Below are 21,079 nucleotides of genomic sequence, written 5' to 3'. Positions count from 1 at the left end.
TGGAATTAAAGGCTTTTGCTATGCTTGCTCAAAAGGTGGTACTGTGCGCGCAACCACCTATCAACACAACTGAGAACCCGCGATGGAATGTCGTCCGGACTGCGGGGCTTGCTGCACTGCACCTTCAATCTCGAGCCCAATTCCCGGCATGCCTGATGGCAAACCGGCGAACACGCCCTGCGTACAGCTTGACGAACGCCAGCGCTGTAAAATCTTTGGTTCACCGCTGCGCCCTAAAGTGTGCGCCGGGCTACAGCCCGCACGGGAAATGTGCGGGGTAAACCGAGATGCGGCGATGACCTATTTGCTGAACCTCGAAGCGCTTACCGCGCCCTAAACGTCTTTAATTCGCACCAGACAGCCGAGGGTGGCGACGCAAAGCGCCAGCGCAATCCAGAACACGGTGTGGTAGTTCCAGATTTCGGCCACCACGCCCGCCAGCGAACCGGCGATAATCCAGCCGACGCGCGACGTGTTGGCGTACAGCGTGGTTGCTGAACCTGCCTGGCCAGGCATCAGATCCTGGAAGTAAAGCATCCCAATCCCACCGAGAATACCGATATAGATGGCGTTCAGCAGCTGCATCGCGAGCAGCAACGTTGGGCTATTGAAGGTCAGCATACCTATATAGAAGAATAGTCCGGCGACGGCCGCCAGGCGCATCAGAAAGCGTTTTCCCAATCGTTTAGCGAAATAGCCCGCGATGAGCATCGTTGGAATTTCAAGGCCGGCAGCCGTGCCCATCATCACTCCGGCCAGTTTCTCCGGCAGGTGCAGCTCATTGATGATGTAGAGCGGCATATTAATGATATAGAGGCTGTTGGTGCCCCACATCAGCGTGCAGATAACGAACAGCAGCAGGGCATCTTTGCGGTTGGTACGCGGAGCCTGAATCGAACCGCTGGCGGCGGCTTTCTCTTTACGCATGGTAGGCAGGAATAGCCAGACCATTGCACCGCACACCACAAACGCTACTGCGGCACTGAGATACATCACCGTAAAGCTGAAACCCATCGCCAGCGCGTAGGCCAGCGGTGGGCCAATCACCCATGCCAGTGATACCTGCGCACGCATAATCGAGCTGAACATTACCGCTTCGCGGCCGGTTTTATCGGCGTGCTCACGGGCAAGGGCGAACATTTGCGGGTTCGCCGTTGAGCCAAAGCTGCTCAGGAAGACGCCGACAAACAGCAAAATAAAGTAGTTACGGTTCCAGGCAAACAGGACGCAGGCGAGCACGCCAAGCAGACAGCAGCCAACGATCAGATTTTTTCGGTCGCCACGTTTATCCGAGTAGCTTGCCAGAAACTGGCTGACGAGGATGCCGATAACCGCGCTGCCGGTGAAAAAGAAGCCCACCATCGCCGGGCGAACGTGTACTTCATTGCTCAGAAACAGACTCAATGTTGGGGTCTGCAGCGCACCGGCAATACCGGTTAAAAAAGCCACAATCAGAAAAGACGATGAGGTGAAATCAAACGATCGCCGTGGGGCGGCGGCGGTACTGTTTTGCATGTTGTTTTATCGGTCACATAAGGAGAGGCGGGGAGTTTACGACGCGACTCAGAAAATGAACAGTCACCTAAATCAAATTCGGCACGAAAAAATAAAAGGCCATTTCAAAATCTGGCTTACATCTAGCTGAAGCGGCTGATAAGGGCGCACAGGTGCTTCAGCAAATGTGGCGAGAATGATAATGAAATGTGCTGTAGATCTAATTTATGCAATCAATTTGTCAGCAAAACTTGCAGGCTGATTAAGAAAGGCACAAAATTATTGAAACGTTTCAGCGTCGTCTTCAGCACCTAACCCGCTAAGCACGGCGATTTTTTCTCACAAAAGCTGAATCGATTCAATTCAGCGAGCGAGGGGAACCATGTTCCAGTTAACTGTTCAGGATATTCATCCCGGCCAGCAGGCCGCGAATAAAGAAGAGGCTATTCAGCAGGTTGCTGCAGCGCTCGTCAGCGCAGGCAACGTCGCTGATGGTTACGTTGCCGGTATGCTGGCGCGTGAGCAACAAACCTCCACTTTCCTTGGCAACGGCATTGCGATTCCGCACGGCACCACCGATACCCGCGATCAGGTGCTGAAAACCGGTGTTCAGGTTTATCAATTTCCACAAGGCGTCACCTGGGGCGAAGGCCAGACGGCGTATGTTGCCATCGGTATCGCCGCCAGCTCCGACGAACATCTCGGCCTGCTGCGTCAGCTGACGCACGTCCTAAGCGATGATGCGGTGGCTGAACAGCTGAAAACCGCGACCACCGCTGAAGAGCTGCGCGCGCTGTTGATGGGTGAAAAGCAAAGCGAAGCGCTGAAGCTTGATAACGACACGCTCTCAATTGACGTTGTCGCCAGTGACCTGGTGACGCTGCAGGCGCTGAACGCCGCGCGTCTGAAAGAAGCAGGTGCGGTAGACGCTAACTTTGTGGCGCGCGTGATTAACGATCAACCGCTGAATCTGGGCCAGGGTATCTGGCTGAACGACAGCGCTGAAGGCAACCTGCGCAGCGCTATTGCGGTCAGTCGTGCGGCGACGCCGTTTACCGTTGACGATGCTGCTGCCTCCGTGCTGATTACCGTCGCGATGGCCGATGCCCAGCCGACCGCGGTGCTTAACCGCCTGGTTAACCTGCTGCTGGACAACAAAGCTGAACGTCTGCTGAATGCCGATGCCGCCACGCTGCTGGCGCTGCTGACTAGCGATGACGCGCTGGCTGACGACCTGCTCAGCGAAGAGTTTGTCGTACGTAACGAACATGGCCTGCACGCCCGTCCGGGCACCGTGCTGGTGAATACCATTAAACAGTTTAGCAGTGACATTACCGTAACCAACCTTGACGGCAGCGGTAAACCAGCCAACGGACGTAGCCTGATGAAGGTTGTCGCGCTGGGCGTTAAAAAAGGTCATCGCCTGCGCTTCACGGCACAGGGGGATGATGCTCGTCAGGCGCTGGACGCTATTGGCGAAGCCATTGCTGCAGGCCTTGGGGAGGGCGCATAAATGAGCAGAAGAGTAGCCACAATTACCTTAAACCCGGCCTATGATTTGGTAGGGTTCACGCCAGAAATCGAGCGTGGGGAAGTTAACCTGGTACGTACTACCGGTCTGCATGCAGCGGGTAAAGGTATCAACGTTGCTAAGGTACTGAAAGATCTTGGCATCGACGTCACCGTTGGCGGTTTCCTCGGTAAAGACAACCAGGATGGTTTTCAGCAGCTGTTCAGCGAACTGGGCATTGCTAACCGTTTCCAGGTCGTTCAGGGCCGTACCCGTATTAACGTCAAGCTGACCGAGAAAGACGGCGAAGTCACCGACTTTAACTTCTCCGGTTTTGACGTTACCGCGTCTGACTGGGAACGCTTTGTTAACGATTCTCTGACCTGGCTTGGTCAGTTCGACATGGTGTGCGTGAGCGGCAGTCTGCCAGCGGGCGTTAGCCCGGAAGCGTTCACCGACTGGATGACGCGCCTGCGCAGCCAGTGTCCGTGCATTATTTTCGACAGCAGCCGCGAAGCGCTGGTTGCGGGTCTGAAAGCGGCGCCATGGCTGGTTAAGCCAAACCGTCGCGAGCTGGAAATCTGGGCTGGCCGTAAGCTGCCTGAGATGAAAGATGTGATTGAAGCGGCTCACGCGCTGCGCGAGCAGGGCATTGCCCATGTGGTGATTTCACTGGGTGCGGAAGGCGCGCTGTGGGTTAACGCCTCCGGCGAGTGGATTGCCAAGCCGCCGTCAGTGGAAGTGGTAAGCACGGTAGGGGCGGGGGATTCCATGGTTGGCGGTCTGATTTACGGCCTGCTGATGCGTGAGTCCAGCGAGCATACCCTGCGTCTGGCGACTGCCGTTGCCGCGCTGGCGGTAAGCCAGAGCAACGTCGGCATTACCGATCGTACCCAGTTGGCCGCGATGATGGCGCGTGTCGACCTGAAACCTTTTAACTAACAGCAGGGGAGAGGCGTATGAAAACGCTGCTGATTATCGATGCCAAACTTGGACAGGCTCGTGCTTATATGGCGAAGACCCTGCTGGGTGCGGCGGCGCAGAAAGCGCGCCTGGAATTCATTGATAACCCGAACGATGCTGAACTGGCCATCGTGCTGGGATCCGCTTTGCCTGCCGATAACGCGCTGGCGGGCAAACAGGTTTACCTTGGCGACGTCAACCGTGCAGTTTCCCATCCGGAGCTGTTCCTGAGCGAAGCCAAATCACACGCCCTGCCTTACGAGGCCCCGGCGCAGGCGGAACCAACTGCGAAAGGTGCGGTAAAACGTATCGTAGCGGTCACCGCTTGCCCAACCGGCGTGGCGCATACTTTCATGGCGGCTGAAGCCATTGAGACCGAAGCCAAAAAACGCGGTCTGTGGGTGAAGGTTGAAACCCGCGGCTCCGTGGGTGCCGGTAACGCGATTACCCCAGAAGAAGTCGAAGCGGCTGACCTGGTTATCGTAGCGGCGGACATTGAAGTGGATCTGGCGAAATTCGCCGGTAAGCCAATGTATCGCACCACCACCGGTCTTGCGCTGAAGAAAACCGCGCAGGAACTGGATAAAGCGATGGTTGAAGCGAAGCCGTATCAGCCTTCTGGCCAGACGAAATCTCCGGCGGATGCTGGGAAGAAAGAGAGCGGCGGCGGGGCGTATCGTCACCTGCTGACCGGTGTTTCTTACATGCTGCCAATGGTTGTGGCGGGCGGTCTGTGTATCGCGCTGTCATTTGCCTTCGGTATTAAAGCGTTTGAAGTCAAAGGTACGCTGGCTGCGGCGCTGATGCAGATTGGCGGTGGTTCAGCCTTTGCGCTGATGGTGCCGGTGCTGGCAGGCTTTATTGCCTTCTCCATTGCTGACCGTCCGGGTCTGACCCCTGGTCTTATCGGCGGTATGCTGGCAGTGAGCGGCGGTTCCGGCTTTATCGGCGGTATCATCGCGGGCTTCCTTGCCGGTTACGTGGCAAAACTTATTAGCACCAAGCTGAAGCTGCCACCAAGCATGGAAGCGCTGAAGCCTATTCTGATAATCCCGCTGGTATCCAGCCTGATTGTCGGCCTGGCAATGATTTATCTCATTGGTACCCCGGTTGCCGCGCTGCTGACCTGGCTGACCCACTGGCTGCAAACCATGGGCACCGCGAACGCGGTCCTGCTGGGCGCTATCCTTGGTGCGATGATGTGTACCGATATGGGTGGTCCGGTCAACAAAGCAGCATACGCGTTCGGCGTTGGTCTGCTGAGTACCCAGACTTACGCACCGATGGCCGCCATTATGGCAGCCGGTATGGTGCCGCCGCTGGCGATGGGTATTGCAACGTTGGTTGCGCGTAAGAAATTCGATCAGGGTCAACGTGAAGGGGGCAAAGCGGCGCTGGTTCTGGGCCTGTGCTTTATCTCTGAAGGGGCGATTCCGTTTGCGGCTCGTGACCCGATGCGCGTTCTTCCTTGCTGTATCGTTGGCGGCGCAGTTACCGGTGCTATCTCGATGGCAGTTGGCGCAAAACTGATGGCACCGCACGGTGGTCTGTTCGTGCTGCTGATTCCTGGCGCTATCACTCCAGTGCTGGGTTACCTGATTGCGATTGTGGTGGGTACGCTGGTGGCGGGTCTCTCCTATGCGGTGCTGAAACGCCCGGAAGGTGTGGTTGCCGCGAAAGCGTAATCCTGGTACAAACGTAAAAAAGGGCCGATGATTCGGCCCTTTTTTTATGCCTGATAGCGGCTGCGCTTTATCATTCTTGCCCGAACCTGTAGGCCCGGTAAGCGCAGCGCCACCGGGCAATCAGACGGTAGCGCTCTCGGTCTGCTGCGCCTTCAGCCAGGCAATCTCTTCTGCCCAGATATCCGGATTAATGGTTTCCAGCACCAGCGGGATGCCATCAAAACGGTTGTCCTGCATGATAAAGCGGAACGCATCGTGCCCAATGTTGCCTTCGCCCAGGCTGTGGTGACGGTCAACGCGGCTACCGAACTCGCTTTTGGCGTCGTTCAGGTGCATGCCGCGCAGATACTTAAAGCCGACAATGCGTTCGAATTCAGCGAAGGTGTCAGCACAGGCTTCGGTGGTGCGCAGGTCATAGCCCGCGGCGAAAGCGTGACAGGTATCGATGCACACGCCAACGCGTGACTTATCTTCGACGCCATCAATGATGGCTGCCAGATGTTCGAACTTAAAGCCGAGGTTGCTGCCCTGACCGGCGGTATTCTCAATAACCGCCGTCACGCCCTCAGTCTGCGCCAGCGCAATGTTGATGGACTCGGCAATACGCGCCAGACACTTGTCTTCGTCGATTTGCAGCAGATGGCTGCCCGGGTGGAAGTTCAGTAACGTCAGCCCCAACTGCTGACAGCGCGTCAGCTCGTCGATAAAGGCTTCTCGGGATTTCTCCAGCGCTTCTTCCACCGGATGACCGAGGTTAATCAGGTAGCTGTCGTGAGGAAGAATTTGTGCCGGAGTGTAGTGATACTTGTCACAGGCGGCTTTGAAGTCGTCGATAATCTCGGTGGTCAGCGGTGCGGCGCGCCACTGACGCTGATTTTTGGTGAACAGGGCGAAGGCGGTCGCTTCGATTTCCGCTGCCCGAATTGCGGCGTTTGCCAGGCCGCCCGCGGCGCTGACGTGCGCTCCGATGTATTTCATATAGTTAAACCCGCCATACTCAAAAGGGGGAGTATAGCGGGTTAAAAGCGCTGAGTCGTTGTCGATTATGCCATCAGGTAGTGGATAGCGAAGTTAATCGCACCGCCGCCGACAATCAGCCAGATGAACAGCACCAGCGCCATCATCAGCGGTTTCGCACCGGCTTTTTTCAGTGCGCTAACGTGTGTGGTCACGCCCAGCGCCGCCATTGCCATCGCCAGCAGGATGGTGTCCAGCGTAATCAGCATTTGCACCACACTGTTTGGCAGCAGGTGGAACGAGTTGAAGATGGTAACCACGATGAACAGGATGGCAAACCATGGGATCGTGATTTTGCTTTTCTCTGTTGCACCTGCCGGAGCCAATTGTTTAACACGAGCGGCCATAAACAGCAGGAACGGAGCCAGCATCATGACGCGCAGCATTTTGGCAATTACCGCCGCGTTTTCCGTTTCTGGCGTTACCGCATGGCCCGCTGCCACAACCTGCGCCACTTCGTGCATGGTCGAGCCGATATAGATACCGTAGGTTTCAGGTGTAAACCAGTGCGCCAGAAGGGGGTACATGGCCGGGTAGATGAAGATAGCCAACGTACCGAAGATAACCACGGTTGCCACCGCGACGGTCACTTTACTCGCCTCGGCTTTCACGACCGGCTCGGTCGCCAGTACCGCAGCCGCACCGCAGATGCTGCTACCGGCACCAATCAGCCAACTGGTGTGTTTATCAAGACCAAAGACCTTCTGCCCGAGCCAGCAGGCCATCATAAAGGTACTGCACAGCGTCAGGGCGTCGATGATAATACCGCTCGCCCCCACGTCGGCAATCTGGGCGAAGGTCAGACGGAAGCCGTAAAGAATAATGCCCAGACGCAGCAAATGCTGCTTGGCGAACAGCACGCCGCCGTCGCAGGACTGCCAGAGTTTTGGGTAAATCGTGTTACCAATCACCATCCCGAACAGGATGGCTAGCGTCAGCGCGCTCATGCCTACGCCTGCTACGGTCGGGATATTGCCGATCCAGACTGCGGCACCGGTAATCACGGCGCTAAGGGCGAGCCCAGGGATAAAATGTTTGATACCGCGATGATGATGCGTTTCTAAGGTGACCTGTGTCATAGCCTTCTCCTTTGTCTGGCTAAAAGGTTACGCCTCGCTGGTTTAAAGATAAAATTGATTATATATTTATAATTAATCGTAATAACTGGTAAGGGCGGCCCGAGCGGCTGAAACACTATGCACATCACGCTGCGGCAGTTAGAAGTTTTTGCAGAGGTACTGAAAAGTGGCTCAACGACCCAGGCATCTCAGATGCTGGCGCTGTCGCAGTCGGCGGTCAGCGCGGCGTTGACCGATCTTGAAGGGCAGCTGGGCGTACAGCTTTTCGACCGCGTCGGCAAACGGCTGGTGGTTAACGAGCACGGCCGCCTGCTGTACCCGCGTGCGCTGGCGCTGCTGGAACAGGCTGGGGAAATAGAGCAGCTGTTTCGTGAAGATAACGGTGCGATTCGCGTCTACGCCAGTAGCACCATCGGCAACTATATTCTGCCGGGCATCATCGCCCGATACCGCAAGGATTTTCCTACGCTGCCGCTGGAACTGAGCGTGGGCAACAGCCAGGATGTGATTAACGCGGTGGCGGACTTTCGCGTCGATATCGGCCTGATTGAAGGCCCATGCCACTCTGCGGATATTATTGCCGAGCCGTGGCTCGACGATGAGCTGGTGGTGTTCTCCGCGCCGAACAGCGCCTGGCTGCTGGGTGAGGTGACGCTCGAAAAGCTGGCGATGGCACCGTGGATCCTGCGTGAGAAAGGATCGGGCACCCGAGAAATTGTCGATTACCTGCTGCTTTCGCACCTGCCGCAGTTCCAGATGGGCATGGAGTTGGGTAACTCGGAAGCCATCAAACACGCGGTGCGTCACGACCTGGGCATTAGCTGTCTGTCGCGGCGGGTGATTGCTGAACAGCTGGAAGCCGGAACGTTGGTGGAAGTGGCAATCCCGCTGCCGACGCTCAGCCGCACGCTATGGCGCATCCATCATCGGCAAAAACATCTTTCCAATGCCCTTAAGCGCTTTTTGCACTACTGCGATATCTAAAATCGCCATCGGCTGCTTTACTTATAATAAGAGGCCAATCATGAAGGTCTCTTATAACAGCGCATTTCTACCGTGATCTGCGGGCTTCGTCTGCTACAATCGCGCCTCATTTTTTGGATGGATAGCATTTTCACATGGGTTCCGAAACAAAAACCACACAAGCGCCCGCGTTACGTCGCGAACTCAAGGCGCGTCACCTGACGATGATCGCCATTGGCGGTTCCATTGGTACAGGCCTGTTTGTTGCGTCCGGCGCAACCATTTCTCAGGCGGGCCCGGGCGGCGCGCTGTTTTCCTATATTCTGATTGGCCTGATGGTGTACTTCCTGATGACCAGTCTTGGCGAGCTGGCAGCCTATATGCCGGTATCCGGTTCTTTTGCCACCTATGGCCAGAACTATGTGGAAGAGGGCTTCGGCTTCGCGCTGGGCTGGAACTACTGGTACAACTGGGCGGTAACGATCGCCGTTGACCTGGTGGCCGCGCAGCTGGTGATGAGCTGGTGGTTCCCGGATACTCCAGGCTGGATCTGGAGCGCGCTGTTCCTGTGCGTTATCTTCCTGCTGAACTACATCTCGGTGAAAGGCTTTGGCGAAGCGGAATACTGGTTCTCGCTCATCAAAGTGGCGACCGTTATCATCTTTATCATCGTCGGCATCATGATGATCCTCGGCATCTTCAAAGGTGCGCAGCCTGTCGGCTGGAGCAACTGGACAACCGGCGACGCGCCGTTTGCCGGTGGGTTATCGGCAATGATTGGCGTGGCGATGATCGTCGGCTTCTCCTTCCAGGGTACCGAGCTTATCGGTATTGCGGCGGGCGAATCTGAAGATCCTGAGAAGAACATTCCGCGCGCGGTGCGTCAGGTGTTCTGGCGTATCCTGCTGTTCTATGTGTTCGCGATCCTGATTATCAGCCTGATCATTCCTTACACCGACCCAAGCCTGCTGCGTAACGACGTGAAAGATATCTCCGTCAGCCCGTTCACGCTGGTGTTCGAACACGCGGGTCTGCTCTCTGCGGCGGCGATTATGAACGCGGTTATCCTGACGGCGGTGCTGTCGGCGGGTAACTCCGGGATGTACGCTTCTACCCGTATGCTCTACACCCTGGCCTGTGACGGCAAAGCGCCGCGCATCTTCTCGAAGCTGTCTCGTGGCGGCGTACCGCGTAACGCGCTGTATGCAACAACCGTCATTGCGGGCCTGTGCTTCCTGACCTCGATGTTTGGCAACCAGACCGTCTACCTGTGGCTGCTGAACACCTCCGGGATGACCGGCTTTATCGCCTGGCTGGGGATTGCGATTAGCCATTATCGCTTCCGTCGCGGCTACGTGATGCAGGGTCATGACCTGAACAACCTGCCGTACCGTTCCGGGTTCTTCCCGCTGGGGCCAATCTTCGCCTTCGTGCTGTGCCTGATTATTACTCTGGGCCAGAACTACGAAGCATTCCTGGCCGATACCATCGACTGGGGCGGCGTAGCGGCAACCTATATCGGTATTCCGCTGTTCCTGGTTATCTGGTTCGGCTATAAGCTGACCCGCGGTACGCACTTCGTACGCTATAGCGAAATGCACTTCCCGGAACGCTTTAAGAAATAATCAGCCGTTCGGTATACGATGAAAGCCTCTCTTCGGAGAGGTTTTTTATGCTCGCCACCGATGGAATAGACGCAAATAGTTACTTCTTGACATAACTTTAAATAACCTTAATTGATAATCGTTATCATTGCGTTTATTATCACGCCTCATATAAAAGGATGAAGCCATTTCCACTCCTGATGGATAAAACCTGGAGGGACCAGCCACATCTGCATAAAACAACAGGCCGTCGGTCAACGGCATTGCAGCAGCATTTGTGAGTAAGACCTCTTTGTTTTAATTCAGTATTCACCTCATGGAGATATGGAATGTTTAGGTTAAACCCCTTGGTTCGGGGCGGGCTTTGTGCGTCCGTAATGTCCCTGGCGCTGCCGGTTTGCGCTGCCGATGATAAAGACGTGATGGTCGTAACGGCGGCTGCCACCGAGCAAAGCGTGAAGGATGCGCCCGCCAGTATCAGCGTGATCACTCAGGAAGATTTGCAGCGCAAACCGGTGCAGAACCTGAAAGATGTGCTGAAAGAAGTTCCGGGCGTTCAGCTCACCAACGAAGGGGATAACCGCCAGGGCGTGAGTATTCGCGGTCTGGATAGCAGCTATACCCTGATTCTTATCGACGGTAAGCGCGTCAACTCGCGTAACGTCGTCTTCCGCCACAATGATTTCGACCTCAACTGGATCCCGGTAGACGCCATCGAGCGTATCGAAGTGGTGCGTGGGCCTATGTCCTCGCTGTATGGTTCCGATGCGTTGGGCGGCGTGGTCAATATCATCACCAAAAAGATTGGCGCTAAATGGACGGGAACCGTCACCGCAGATACCACCATTCAGGAACATCGCGACCGCGGTGACACCTGGAACGGCCAGTTCTATACCGCAGGCCCGCTGGTGGATGGCGTGCTCGGCATGAAGGCTTTCGGTAGTCTGGCAAAACGCGAGAAAGACGCTCAACAGACTTCTACAACCAGCACCACCGGTGAGAGCCCGCGTATTGAAGGCTTCACCAGCCGCGATGCCAACGTTGAATTTGCCTGGACGCCAAACGAGAGCAACGATATTACCGCGGGCTACGGTTTCGATCGCCAGGACCGCGACTCTGACTCGCTCGATCGTAACCGCGTTGAACGCCAGAACTACTCGTTAAGTCACAATGGTCGATGGGAACTGGGCAACAGCGAGCTTAAGTACTACGGCGAGAAGGTCGTCAATAAGAACCCTGGCAACGCCAGTGAAATCACCTCGGAAAGCAACACCATCGACGGGAAATACGTGTTGCCGCTGGGGGTGATTAACCAACTGGTGACCTTCGGTGGTGAATGGCGCCACGATAAGCTGAGCGACCCAGTTAACCTGACGCGCGGTACCAGCAGCGAAACGTCAGCCAGCCAATATGCGCTGTTCCTCGAAGATGAATGGCGCATCTTCGAGCCGCTGGCGCTGACCACCGGTATCCGTATGGACGATCACCAGACCTATGGCGATCACTGGAGCCCGCGTGCGTATCTGGTCTATAACGCGACCGATACCGTGACGGTAAAAGGGGGATGGGCGACGGCGTTTAAAGCGCCTTCTCTGCTGCAGCTGAGTCCTGACTGGGCCACCAATTCCTGCCGTGGCGGCTGCCGTATCGTTGGTAGCCCGGATCTGAAGCCGGAAACCAGTGAGAGTTTCGAAGTGGGTCTTTACTACCAGGGCGAAGAGGGCTGGCTGGAAGGCGTGCAGGCCAACGTCACCACCTTCCAGAATGACATCGACGACATGATTAACATCAGTCGTACGCGTGATAAGAATGCTGCGCCGGGCTATCCGAACTTTGTTGGTTTCGATAACGGTGTGCCGGTGTTTGCCTACTACAACGTTAACAAAGCGCGTATTCGCGGCGTGGAGTCCGAGCTGAAAGTACCGTTTGGCGACGACTGGAAGGTGACGTTGAATTACACCTATAACGACGGGCGAGACCTGAGCAACGGCGGTGACAAGCCGCTGCAGGAGCTGCCGTTCCATACCGGTAATGGGCGTGTAGACTGGAGCCCGATTCAGGACTGGACGTTCTATCTGGCGGGAAGCTATACCGGTAAGCAGCGTGCCACGTCGGCTACGGCGAAAACACCGGGTGGCTATACCACCTGGGATATCGGCGGCTCATGGCAGGCGACCAAAGACGTCAAGCTGCGCGCGGGCGTGCTCAACGTCGGGGATAAAGACCTGAATCGTGATGACTACAGCTATAACGAAGATGGTCGCCGCTACTTTATGGCGGTGGATTACCGCTTCTAAGTCTGTGCTAACCCCGGCGGCGCTTACGCTTGGCCGGGCTACTGACTACGGTAGCCCGGGCGAGCAAAGCGACCCCGGGAATTGCACCATAATAAAAGGCCCGATAAGCGCAACGTTATCGGGCCTTTTATTACCAGTAGCTCTGCCAGTTCCTCGTCGCTCGCACCATCGCTTCCATCAGGAAGTAATCCCCCCAGCTACAACACTCGTCCACGCCAACCCCACCTTTAAAGTAATAGACCGAATGCTTAAGCAGACCCTGGCCCGGAGTATGCTCGCGGTTAACGTAACCGTCGATCATATTGCCAATCATCCGCAGCGCCAGCGTTTCATAGCTCTCACGATCCGGATGAGTAACAGGCAGATGCTTAACCAGCTCCAGCAGGGCGCAGGCGACGATTGCCGCCGCCGAACTGTCGCGCTCGCTGGTAGGATCGGTCAGCGCCAGATCCCAATAACAGACAAGATCCTCCGGCAACCGGTTCAGATAGTAATTCGCCAGCGTCTGGCTCAGCGTCAGCAGGCGTTCATCGCCGGTGTGCAGGTAGTTCAGCAGGAAGCCGTACACGCCCCACGCCTGGCCGCGCGCCCAGCATGAATCGTCGGAAAAGCCCTGGTGGGTGTTACCAAAGCGCGGCTCGCCGGTTTCTACATCCATATACCAGGTATGGAAGGTCGAGCCGTCTGCACGCACGATATGGCGACGCGCCCGCTCAATGTGCTGCTTTGCCGCCTCGGCGTAGCGCGGGTCTCCGCTAGCCGCGCTGGCTTCATACAGCAGCGGCAGGTTCATGTTGCAGTCGATTATCATGCGGCCCTGTTGCTCAGGATTATTTAACTCACCCCACGCCTGGATGATCCCGGCCTTCTCGTTGTAGCGCTCCATCAGCGCTTCGGCGGCAAGCAGGGCGATGTAGCCCGCCTCGCGGTTGCCGGTCAGACGCTCGCCCGCCACGCAGGAGAGGCTATAAAGGAAGCCCAGATCGTGATGGTTAGTGTGGTCGCGGTTAATAATCCGCTGGCCGAAGGAGTGAATATGCTGCTCCGCCAGCGTGCGGTAGCGCTCAAGCCCCGTCCACTCATAGGCCAGCCACAGCTGCCCGGTCCAGAAGCTGGTGGTCCATTCGACGTTATCAATAATTGGATAGACCCCGTTTTTACAGGCCGCATCCGGGAAGCGCGAGCCGAAATAGTCGGCATTGTCATCAATAGCCTTCAGCAGCGCAGGCATCGCCCCGCGAATTTTACGGTCAATCTCTTCACGTTCTCCCGGTTTCAGAGTGTATGAGGCAAGGGGTTCTTTTCTGATCTGTTCAGACATCATGCTGGCATATTCCCGTTTTAATTAAGCGCTTGCTGCTTGATTTCCTGTTCTACAGCGCGCTTTTTGTGGCTGTAGCAGGTTGATAAGGTGAGGGCGGAGACGCCGGTGAACACCAGGGCGATAATGCCCATGATGAGATAGGTGTGCTCAAAGCCGATAGTTTGATAGGCATAACCCGCCGGCGGTGCGACGACGATAGAACCGACGTAGATCATCGCCTGGTAGCCCAGCAGGTACATGGTGGCGTTGACGCGTTTGTCGAAATGCTCGGCAATGTATTTGAAGACCGACACCAGAATCAGGGCAATCTCAATACCGTACAGCGGTTTTACAAGGCAGATAATCAGCGGATCGTTGGTCATGCCGGAGATAATCAGGCGCAGGCTGATAACCAGACCGGTAAGCAGCATGCCCTGCTTGGCACCGATGCGGTTGATAATCGCCGGAACCAGCATCATGCCGAAGAATTCTGCGGCGGACTGCGCGGTGCTCATATAGCCGAACATCGCGTTGCCTTCCTCTTTGGTTGAGAAGAAGGTGACGAAGTAGCGGGAGAACTGCTGCTCAGCGATAAACATCATCCAGGCCACGCCCGCGATGTAGAGCGAAAACATCCAGAACTTGCGGTTTTTCAGCAGGTTCAGCACGTCGGTAATGACGATTTTCTCTTTCGATAAAACGTTATTTTCTTCTTTGCCGAAATGGTCCACCTTGAGCGTCAGCAGCACGGCGAACATGCACAGCGCCGACACGCTGCTGATGGCGAAGTTGATTTTTGGCGAAATGTTATAGAGGAAGCCGGAGAAAGAGGAGGCAGTCGCCCAGCCGAGCGCCGCCCACATGCGGATACGGCCAAACTCCATATTATACAGGCGGCTGAAGCGGTCGACGTAGGACTCTTCAGCCGCCACGCCCGCGTACCAGCCGAGGCTAAAGAACAGCGCGCCGACAATCATGCCGGTGATGAAATGCGTTTGCAGCAGCGGCAGGTAGATCCAGATATAGAACGGTGCCATCAACGCCGAGACAATGCACACAAAATAGAGCAGGTGCTTCTTCATGCCGATTTTGTCCATGATGTAGCCGTACACCGGCTTAATCACCACCGCGAATACGCCGTTCACCGCGAAGACGGTGCCGATATCCACGGCATCGAGCCCCGCTTTATCGCCAAGCCAGATAGCGTACAGGCCGAAGCTTGCCGCCCAGGTAAAGGTAAACAGAAAAACAAAGAGACTGAGTTTTATATACGCCGAACGTGTCGACTGAATCATCGTGGTCATTGCGGTCTCCGCCGTTATCCAGAGGTCAGGGTTATCTTATGGTGAGCGTCAGGTCGTTCACGGTTAACTGCTGTGTCGTAACATCAAAATGTAATGGTGCCGGCAGTTCACGCACCGCGCCCGGGTTGGCGCTGACGTAGCAGGCGAGCCAGTAGGAGCCAGCGCTAAGCTGAGTGCGAAGGCAGGGAATCGTGGCCGGCGCGGCGTACAGCAAATTGCTGTTCGGCGGCGTGGTGACGGTGAACGGCTGACGATCGTCGGTCAGGCTCACCATCCGGCTATAGTGGTGCGCGGTTTCAAGGGTGACACCGTTTTCGGTGATGGTCTGGTGCGTTTGCTGGTGGCGATTAGCCGCAAATCCGCCCTCAACGCAGTCCAGCGCTCGCGGCGTGTGTATGCGGTGGACGCGCACGTGGCCTTGTGGCAGCGCAACCAGCCAGGTGGTGACGGTCACGTCGTCCCACGGACGCCATTCGCTACGAACCCAGCTATCCGTCACCTCAGAGCCGTCACACTCGCGGCGGCCGCGATAGTATTCATCACCGTTGCTGAACAGCAGCATGGAATCCACCGCCGCGTGGCTCAGGCCGTAGCGCCCACGCTCCAGGGTAAAACCAAACTGGCTGGAATAGGCAAATTTGCAGTACTTCTGCTCGAAGTTAACGAAGTTATTTTTGTCGAACTGACCGGACATCAGCATCCATGCGTGGCGCTGCTCATCGCTATGGACGATGATTTGCCCTGCCTCGGGAATCGGGTGAATCGCGTCCAACGTTGGCAGCGGTTCACATGCGGCCTGCCAGAAGGCGCTCTCTTCCGGCAGCGCCAGAATCAGCATCGCCTTCAGCGCCCAGTAGGGGGAACCGGGGCTGTTGTAGTCCTCGGCCATAATCAGGTTTGGGTAGCTGTAGCCGATGGTGAACAGGCCATCTGCGCCGATAAACGGTTTATCGAGCCAGCTTTCAAGGTGGCGTAAAATCAGCCCCTTCACCACGCCCGGGGTAAATACCTCCAGTTCGGTAAAGGCAACCGCGCTCCAGAACGCAACCTGCACAAAGCGGTAGGTCAGGCTGCGGCCAAACGGAATACCCTCGCCGTTAGCGGCAAAATAGTAGGCGTAATCTTTAGCGAACTGCTGGGCGCGCTGGCGATAGCGCAGGCAGCGCTCCGGGTCGACGTCCTGCATAAAGTGGCTGTAGATCAGGCCATAAAAATGGAAGGCGCTGGAGATATAATAGTCGCGTGGCTTGCCCGCGCCGTCGCTATACCAGCCGTTGCCGAGCCAGAAGGGCTCAATGGCATCGAGATGACGGTTGATGACCGCCATGTCGTAGGGGCGTCCGACGCACTTCAGCCCAAGCTGAATGAGCACCGGGAAGAAGTGCCAGTTGTTGTCCGGCACCGCGACGTCTGCGCTCTGGCTGAGCCAGTGGGTGAGATTATTCTGCTCTTCGGCTGAGAGCGACGACCACAGCTTACCGTTGGGCAGCGCGAGGCCGAGACCAAAGGCCGCCATTTCTACGCAGCGTTGGTCGTTGTCGCCGACATCACCCCAGTAGCCTGCGTGCTGTGAGTTGCTGCCATTGCGCACTCCGGTGACAAACGCATCGTGCCACGCTGGTACGGTACCGCCGCTCACCAGCGGAAATAGGCCCCACATCAGACGAACAAAACCTTCCATTCCGGCGACGTCGTCCGGGTATTGCGCGGCGGTATCGCCCGCATGAAGTCGCGTGCAGTCCGCCGATAAACGGGGAACCGCCGCCGCTATCCAACCCTCGACTAATGCACCATATTCTTGTTTTGTCCGCATGATGAAATCCCGTTTCAGTTTGTTGATGGCGGACGAATAATAGGAATTTGACGCGGTTGGCAAATGTGATTGTGCTCTTACTTTTAAGCATGAAGGGTAATTAAAAATAATTTTATGGCGTAATTTGGCGCAAAAGTTTTATTCCGATGATGAAAGTTTAAGTTTATTAACATGCGGGGCTGGCACTGTGGCACATTCACAACCAACGGAAGACACCACCTATCTCGAACAGATTCATCTCAACGATAAATCTATCTATTTCAATCGGATGCAGAATCTACCCGCCAACTATTACCACTGGCACCAGTGCGCGGAGATCCTTTCCGTTTCACGGGGGGTGGGCATCGCGCTGATGGAGCATCAGCAATATACGGTGAAGCCGGGGCGACTATTTATTTTTCCACCGGGCAAACTTCACAAGGTTTACGTCGAGCAAAGCGATCGCAACCTCTATCACCGTACTACGCTGCACTTTAACCCGTCGTTGATTGAACCCTGGCTGCGGGATTTTCCCCGTCAGCAGATGCTACTGCGTCAGCTCTGCGGGCGCGGTGAAAAGGCGAGGGTGTTTGACGTTGGTGACCTACAGCCGGTGATTGAAACGCTGTTGCAGCGCTTTGAAAACTTAACGCACGAAGAGAGCTGGAGTACCAGCGACAGCGCGTTTTTGATTATGCAGCTGATTAGCCTGTTGCCGCAGCAGGAGCAGGCGGTAGGGCATAACACTTTCTCGTCGACGATTATCCGCTGGCTGGAGAACCACTATCATGAACGCTGTTCATTAGAGGAGATTGCCACCGTGATGGGCTGCTCGCGCGGGCATACCTCACGGCGTTTTCATGATGAAACCGGCGGGACGATTCAGGCGTATTTAATGATGCGGCGCATTCGCCAGGCCTGCGAGCTGTTGCTGCATTCACAGCATTCGGTGCGGGAGATTGCCGAAAGGGTCGGTTTTACCGAGTACGCGTGGTTTATTACCTGTTTTCGCAAAAATATGGGGAAAACGCCGTTGCAGTATCGCAAGGCGTATCCGTATACGTTGCCGGAAAGGTAAGCAATGTGATTGGGTTATGATCTGTAGGCCTGATAAGCGCAGCGCCATCAGGCAGGCATTGCCGGATGGCGGCGCGAGCGCCTTATCCGGCCTACTTGCAGAGGTGCTCGGCGTGGAAGCGCAGGTGATCTTCAATAAACGAAGCAATAAAGTAGTAGCTGTGGTCGTAACCCGGCTGAATGCGTAGGGTCAGCGGCCAGTCTTTCTGCCGCGCGGCTTCGGCAAAGACCGCTGGCTGGAGCTGGTCGGCGAGAAATTGATCGTTGTCACCCTGATCGATCAACATCGGGATTGCATGCTCTGCCTGGCTTGCCAGCAGCAGCTCGGTGCTGTCCCATTCTTTCCAGCGAGCAACGTCATCACCCAGATAGGCATTAAACGCTTTCTGCCCCCACGGCACCCGGCTTGGGTTGACGATCGGCGCAAAGGCGGACGCGCTGCAATATTTGCCTGGGTTTTTCAGCGCCAGCATCAGCGCGCCGTGGCCGCCCATGGAGTGGCCGCTAATCGCGCTTCGCGGGCTCACGTTAAACTGCGCCTGAATCAGCGCTGGCAGTTCGTCGCACAGATAATCATACATGCGGTAATGCGCGGCCCATGGGGACTCGGTAGCGTTCAGGTAAAAACCTGCGCCCTGGCCGAGGTCATATCCGGCATCATTGGCAACACCCTCGCCACGCGGGCTGGTGTCCGGCATCACCAGCACAATGCCCAGCTCGGCGGCAACGCGCTGCGCCCCGGCTTTGGTGGTGAAGTTCTCGTCGTTACAGGTCAGGCCAGACAGCCAGTACAGCACCGGCGGCGTTTTTTTCCCTTCCGGAGGCAAAAACAGACTAAAGGTCATCGTGCAATTTAGCGTGGCAGAATGGTGCTGCCAGCGCTGCTGCCAGCCGCCATAACAGCGGTGCTCTTCAAGCATTTCCATGCGCGCTCCTCGCGGTTTTGGTCAAAATATATCAGTCCATCATACAGATAATTCATCAGCGGTGAGTAACTTTCACTTCCGCATAACATCGACATGTTGCATCATAAAGATAACTTTACATTTACATCCGGGGCGTTCATGCCGGTACGTATTGCGCTAAGCGGTTTTCTGGTACTGGTGGCAACAATGGGGATAGGGCGCTTCGCGTTCACCCCTCAGGTGCCGCTGATGATCGGCGAAGGCGAGCTGACGCTGACCAGCGCGGGTCTCGTCGCCGCGCTGAACTATCTGGGTTATCTGGTTGGCGCGTGGGACGCCATGCGCGCCCATCGCGGCGTGGAAATGCGTCTCTATGCCGGGATTGCGGGCGCCGTTGCGCTGACCTTTATCTCCGCGCTGGCGGATAACGCCTGGCTGCACGGCGCACTGCGCTTTATGATTGGCTGCATGAGCGGCTGGGCAATGGTGCTGACGGCGGCGTGGGTTAACGAACGGCTGGCGCATTACGCCAGGCCGGGCTTAAGCGCGGCGGTATTTGCCGGGCCGGGTGCGGGCATTGCGCTAAGCGGGCTGCTCGGCGTGTTTATTCATGCGCAGTCGCTGAGCGCAGCGGCAGGCTGGCAGCTGTATGGCGTGCTGGCGCTGCTGTTGGTGGCGCTGATTGGTCGCTGGCTGCCGCGTCCCGGCGAGCTGCACCGCAGCGGTGAAAAACCCGAGCCGCTGAGCTTAACCACCAATCTCAAACGGCTGGTGTGGAGCTATAGCCTGGCTGGCTTCGGTTACATCTTGCCCGCCACCTTTTTATCGCAGATGGCGAGCCACCGTTTTCCCGAGAGCCTGTTTGCCCAGTTTATCTGGCCGATTTTCGGGCTGGCGAGCATGGTGGGGATTGGCCTGAGTATCGCAATGCGTCGAGTCGGTCACGCCCATCAGCGTCTGGCCGTCGTACTGTGGTTGCAGGGGGTAGGCGTATTGCTGGCCTGGCTGTTGCCGGGAATGAGCGGACTGGTTTGTGGTGCGCTGTTGGTCGGTGGTGGATTCTTAGCGGCGGTTCAGCTTTCACTGCTTTATGGCCGCGAACTGGCACCGAAACATGCACGATATATGGCCGGACTGCTGACCACAGGTTACGCCGTCGGGCAGCTGGTGGGGCCGATGACCTCGGCGATATCCACCTGGCTCACCCAGCGGCTGGAGCCTGCACTGGGCATCGCCGCGGTAGCCTTACTGATTGGCGGCGCGCTGGTCTGGCGTCCTCAGCCTGAAAGATAAGAACGATTGCAATAATTATCGCGACGAATACTGGATTCTGTGCGTCGCCTCACGCACAATGAGTGCAAACTTTGCACCGATAAAAGCAAAGCGCCACACCTGCAGGAGAATAAAAATGTCATCACTGAGTAAAGAAGCGGTCCTGGTACACGAAGCGCTGGTCGCCCGTGGTCTGGAAACCCCGCTGCGCCCATCGGAGCGCGAAATGGATAATGAAACCCGTAAGCGCCTGATTACTGGGCATATGACCGAGATCATGCAGCTGCTGAACCTCGATCTGAGTGATGACAGCCTGATGGAAACGCCGCATCGCATTGCCAAAATGTATGTCGACGAAATTTTCTCCGGTCTGGATTACGCCAATTTCCCGAAAATTACCGTTATTGAAAATAAGATGAAGGTCGACGAGATGGTCACGGTGCGCGATATCACCTTAACCAGTACCTGCGAACACCATTTTGTGACCATCGACGGTAAAGCGACCGTGGCTTACATCCCGAAAGATTCGGTGATCGGCCTGTCTAAAATCAACCGTATCGTGCAGTTTTTCGCCCAGCGCCCGCAGGTTCAGGAGCGTCTGACGCAGCAGATCCTGACGGCGCTGCAAACGCTGCTCGGTACTAACAATGTGGCAGTGTCTATTGACGCGGTGCACTACTGCGTGAAAGCACGCGGCATTCGCGATGCGACCAGTGCCACCACCACAACCTCTCTGGGTGGGCTGTTCAAGTCCAGCCAGAATACCCGCCAGGAGTTCTTGCGCGCGGTACGTCACCACAACTAATCGACTCAC

Annotated in this window: 17 protein-coding genes; 10 read left to right on the top strand and 7 right to left on the bottom strand. The window is 56.3% G+C overall.

All coding sequences use genetic code 11. The annotated features are described in order from the left end of the window. Positions 1 to 82 precede the first annotated feature (82 nt). A complete protein-coding gene (locus GKAS_RS08645) occupies positions 83 to 337 on the top strand; it encodes a YkgJ family cysteine cluster protein (RefSeq protein WP_035893475.1) in 255 nt (84 codons plus the stop codon). Here GKAS_RS08645 and setB read toward each other — a convergent pair. Continuing rightward, positions 334 to 1,515, bottom strand: a complete 1,182-nt coding sequence (setB, locus tag GKAS_RS08640) for a sugar efflux transporter SetB (protein WP_035893473.1) — start codon at positions 1,513 to 1,515, stop codon at positions 334 to 336. The genes GKAS_RS08645 and setB overlap by 4 nt on opposite strands. A gap of 361 nt (positions 1,516 to 1,876) precedes the next feature. Between setB and fruB the strand changes: the two genes are divergently transcribed. The 3 genes from fruB to fruA are packed head-to-tail and all read left to right on the top strand — an operon-like array spanning position 1,877 to position 5,652. Further along, complete coding sequence (gene fruB, locus GKAS_RS08635) at positions 1,877 to 3,007, top strand: fused PTS fructose transporter subunit IIA/HPr protein (protein ID WP_035893471.1); 1,131 nt, start codon at positions 1,877 to 1,879, stop codon at positions 3,005 to 3,007. Continuing rightward, on the top strand, positions 3,008 to 3,946 hold the full coding sequence (gene fruK, locus GKAS_RS08630; protein ID WP_035893469.1) for a 1-phosphofructokinase: 939 nt from the start codon (positions 3,008 to 3,010) through the stop codon (positions 3,944 to 3,946). A gap of 17 nt (positions 3,947 to 3,963) precedes the next feature. Then, the gene (gene fruA / locus GKAS_RS08625) at positions 3,964 to 5,652 is read left to right on the top strand and encodes a PTS fructose transporter subunit IIBC (protein WP_035893467.1); all 1,689 of its coding nucleotides are present in this window, start codon (positions 3,964 to 3,966) and stop codon (positions 5,650 to 5,652) included. A 120-nt stretch (positions 5,653 to 5,772) separates the two neighbouring features. Here the strand turns inward: fruA and nfo are convergent, their stop codons facing one another. Continuing rightward, on the bottom strand, positions 5,773 to 6,630 hold the full coding sequence (nfo, locus tag GKAS_RS08620; protein ID WP_035893465.1) for a deoxyribonuclease IV: 858 nt from the start codon (positions 6,628 to 6,630) through the stop codon (positions 5,773 to 5,775). 65 nt (positions 6,631 to 6,695) lie between these two features. Then, entirely contained in the window at positions 6,696 to 7,748 is a 1,053-nt protein-coding gene (locus tag GKAS_RS08615) for a YeiH family protein (protein ID WP_035893464.1), read from the bottom strand. A gap of 117 nt (positions 7,749 to 7,865) precedes the next feature. Here GKAS_RS08615 and yieE point away from each other — a divergent pair, with 117 nt between their 5' ends. The 3 genes from yieE to cirA all read left to right on the top strand — a co-directional run bounded on the left by yieE (position 7,866) and on the right by cirA (position 12,612). Next, positions 7,866 to 8,732 carry a DNA-binding transcriptional regulator YeiE gene (gene yieE, locus GKAS_RS08610; RefSeq protein ID WP_035893462.1) on the top strand — a complete coding sequence of 289 codons (867 nt, stop codon included), beginning with the start codon at positions 7,866 to 7,868 and terminating at the stop codon, positions 8,730 to 8,732. A 134-nt stretch (positions 8,733 to 8,866) separates the two neighbouring features. After that, positions 8,867 to 10,336, top strand: a complete 1,470-nt coding sequence (locus tag GKAS_RS08605; protein WP_035893460.1) for an amino acid permease — start codon at positions 8,867 to 8,869, stop codon at positions 10,334 to 10,336. A 308-nt stretch (positions 10,337 to 10,644) separates the two neighbouring features. Then, positions 10,645 to 12,612: a catecholate siderophore receptor CirA gene (gene cirA, locus GKAS_RS08600; protein ID WP_035893458.1), complete on the top strand. Its 1,968-nt coding sequence runs from the start codon at positions 10,645 to 10,647 to the stop codon at positions 12,610 to 12,612. A 130-nt stretch (positions 12,613 to 12,742) separates the two neighbouring features. On the opposite strand, the gene GKAS_RS08595 is transcribed toward cirA, so the two are convergent. The 3 genes from GKAS_RS08595 to GKAS_RS08585 are packed head-to-tail and all read right to left on the bottom strand — an operon-like array spanning position 12,743 to position 17,032. Next, positions 12,743 to 13,933: a glycoside hydrolase family 88 protein gene (locus GKAS_RS08595; protein ID WP_035893489.1), complete on the bottom strand. Its 1,191-nt coding sequence runs from the start codon at positions 13,931 to 13,933 to the stop codon at positions 12,743 to 12,745. 20 nt (positions 13,934 to 13,953) lie between these two features. Continuing rightward, positions 13,954 to 15,219, bottom strand: a complete 1,266-nt coding sequence (locus tag GKAS_RS08590) for an oligosaccharide MFS transporter (RefSeq protein WP_035893457.1) — start codon at positions 15,217 to 15,219, stop codon at positions 13,954 to 13,956. Positions 15,220 to 15,250: 31 nt separating this feature from the next. Further along, positions 15,251 to 17,032: a DUF2264 domain-containing protein gene (locus GKAS_RS08585; RefSeq protein ID WP_035893455.1), complete on the bottom strand. Its 1,782-nt coding sequence runs from the start codon at positions 17,030 to 17,032 to the stop codon at positions 15,251 to 15,253. 187 nt (positions 17,033 to 17,219) lie between these two features. Between GKAS_RS08585 and GKAS_RS08580 the strand changes: the two genes are divergently transcribed. Further along, on the top strand, positions 17,220 to 18,089 hold the full coding sequence (locus GKAS_RS08580) for an AraC family transcriptional regulator (RefSeq protein ID WP_051910737.1): 870 nt from the start codon (positions 17,220 to 17,222) through the stop codon (positions 18,087 to 18,089). A 91-nt stretch (positions 18,090 to 18,180) separates the two neighbouring features. Here the strand turns inward: GKAS_RS08580 and fghA are convergent, their stop codons facing one another. Then, the gene (gene fghA, locus GKAS_RS08575; RefSeq protein ID WP_035893454.1) at positions 18,181 to 19,014 is read right to left on the bottom strand and encodes an S-formylglutathione hydrolase; all 834 of its coding nucleotides are present in this window, start codon (positions 19,012 to 19,014) and stop codon (positions 18,181 to 18,183) included. 138 nt (positions 19,015 to 19,152) lie between these two features. Here fghA and GKAS_RS08570 point away from each other — a divergent pair, with 138 nt between their 5' ends. Both GKAS_RS08570 and folE read left to right on the top strand, forming a co-directional pair. Beyond that, positions 19,153 to 20,286, top strand: coding sequence for a YbfB/YjiJ family MFS transporter (locus GKAS_RS08570; RefSeq protein ID WP_035893453.1), 1,134 nt, complete (start codon positions 19,153 to 19,155; stop codon positions 20,284 to 20,286). Between the two features lie 115 nt (positions 20,287 to 20,401). Further along, positions 20,402 to 21,070, top strand: a complete 669-nt coding sequence (gene folE, locus GKAS_RS08565; protein WP_035893451.1) for a GTP cyclohydrolase I FolE — start codon at positions 20,402 to 20,404, stop codon at positions 21,068 to 21,070. The last annotated feature ends 9 nt before the right edge of the window (positions 21,071 to 21,079 follow it).

It is taken from the genome of Kluyvera ascorbata ATCC 33433 (assembly GCF_000735365.1).
Lineage (GTDB): Bacteria > Pseudomonadota > Gammaproteobacteria > Enterobacterales > Enterobacteriaceae > Kluyvera > Kluyvera ascorbata.
Note: the sequence above shows the minus strand (reverse complement) of the source record. Positions and strands in the feature narration are given on the sequence as shown.

Bases quoted from the DNA above. Each gene is read 5' to 3' on its own strand.
- yieE (WP_035893462.1), top strand. From the start codon at position 7,866: ATGCACATCACGCTGCGGCAGTTAGAAGTTTTTGCAGAGGTACTGAAA.
- fghA (WP_035893454.1), bottom strand. From the start codon at position 19,014: ATGGAAATGCTTGAAGAGCACCGCTGTTATGGCGGCTGGCAGCAGCGC.
- fruA (WP_035893467.1), top strand. From the start codon at position 3,964: ATGAAAACGCTGCTGATTATCGATGCCAAACTTGGACAGGCTCGTGCT.
- fruB (WP_035893471.1), top strand. From the start codon at position 1,877: ATGTTCCAGTTAACTGTTCAGGATATTCATCCCGGCCAGCAGGCCGCG.
- GKAS_RS08605 (WP_035893460.1), top strand. From the start codon at position 8,867: ATGGGTTCCGAAACAAAAACCACACAAGCGCCCGCGTTACGTCGCGAA.
- GKAS_RS08585 (WP_035893455.1), bottom strand. From the start codon at position 17,032: ATGCGGACAAAACAAGAATATGGTGCATTAGTCGAGGGTTGGATAGCG.
- GKAS_RS08590 (WP_035893457.1), bottom strand. From the start codon at position 15,219: ATGACCACGATGATTCAGTCGACACGTTCGGCGTATATAAAACTCAGT.
- fruK (WP_035893469.1), top strand. From the start codon at position 3,008: ATGAGCAGAAGAGTAGCCACAATTACCTTAAACCCGGCCTATGATTTG.
- cirA (WP_035893458.1), top strand. From the start codon at position 10,645: ATGTTTAGGTTAAACCCCTTGGTTCGGGGCGGGCTTTGTGCGTCCGTA.
- nfo (WP_035893465.1), bottom strand. From the start codon at position 6,630: ATGAAATACATCGGAGCGCACGTCAGCGCCGCGGGCGGCCTGGCAAAC.
- GKAS_RS08595 (WP_035893489.1), bottom strand. From the start codon at position 13,933: ATGTCTGAACAGATCAGAAAAGAACCCCTTGCCTCATACACTCTGAAA.
- GKAS_RS08645 (WP_035893475.1), top strand. From the start codon at position 83: ATGGAATGTCGTCCGGACTGCGGGGCTTGCTGCACTGCACCTTCAATC.
- setB (WP_035893473.1), bottom strand. From the start codon at position 1,515: ATGCAAAACAGTACCGCCGCCGCCCCACGGCGATCGTTTGATTTCACC.
- folE (WP_035893451.1), top strand. From the start codon at position 20,402: ATGTCATCACTGAGTAAAGAAGCGGTCCTGGTACACGAAGCGCTGGTC.
- GKAS_RS08570 (WP_035893453.1), top strand. From the start codon at position 19,153: ATGCCGGTACGTATTGCGCTAAGCGGTTTTCTGGTACTGGTGGCAACA.
- GKAS_RS08615 (WP_035893464.1), bottom strand. From the start codon at position 7,748: ATGACACAGGTCACCTTAGAAACGCATCATCATCGCGGTATCAAACAT.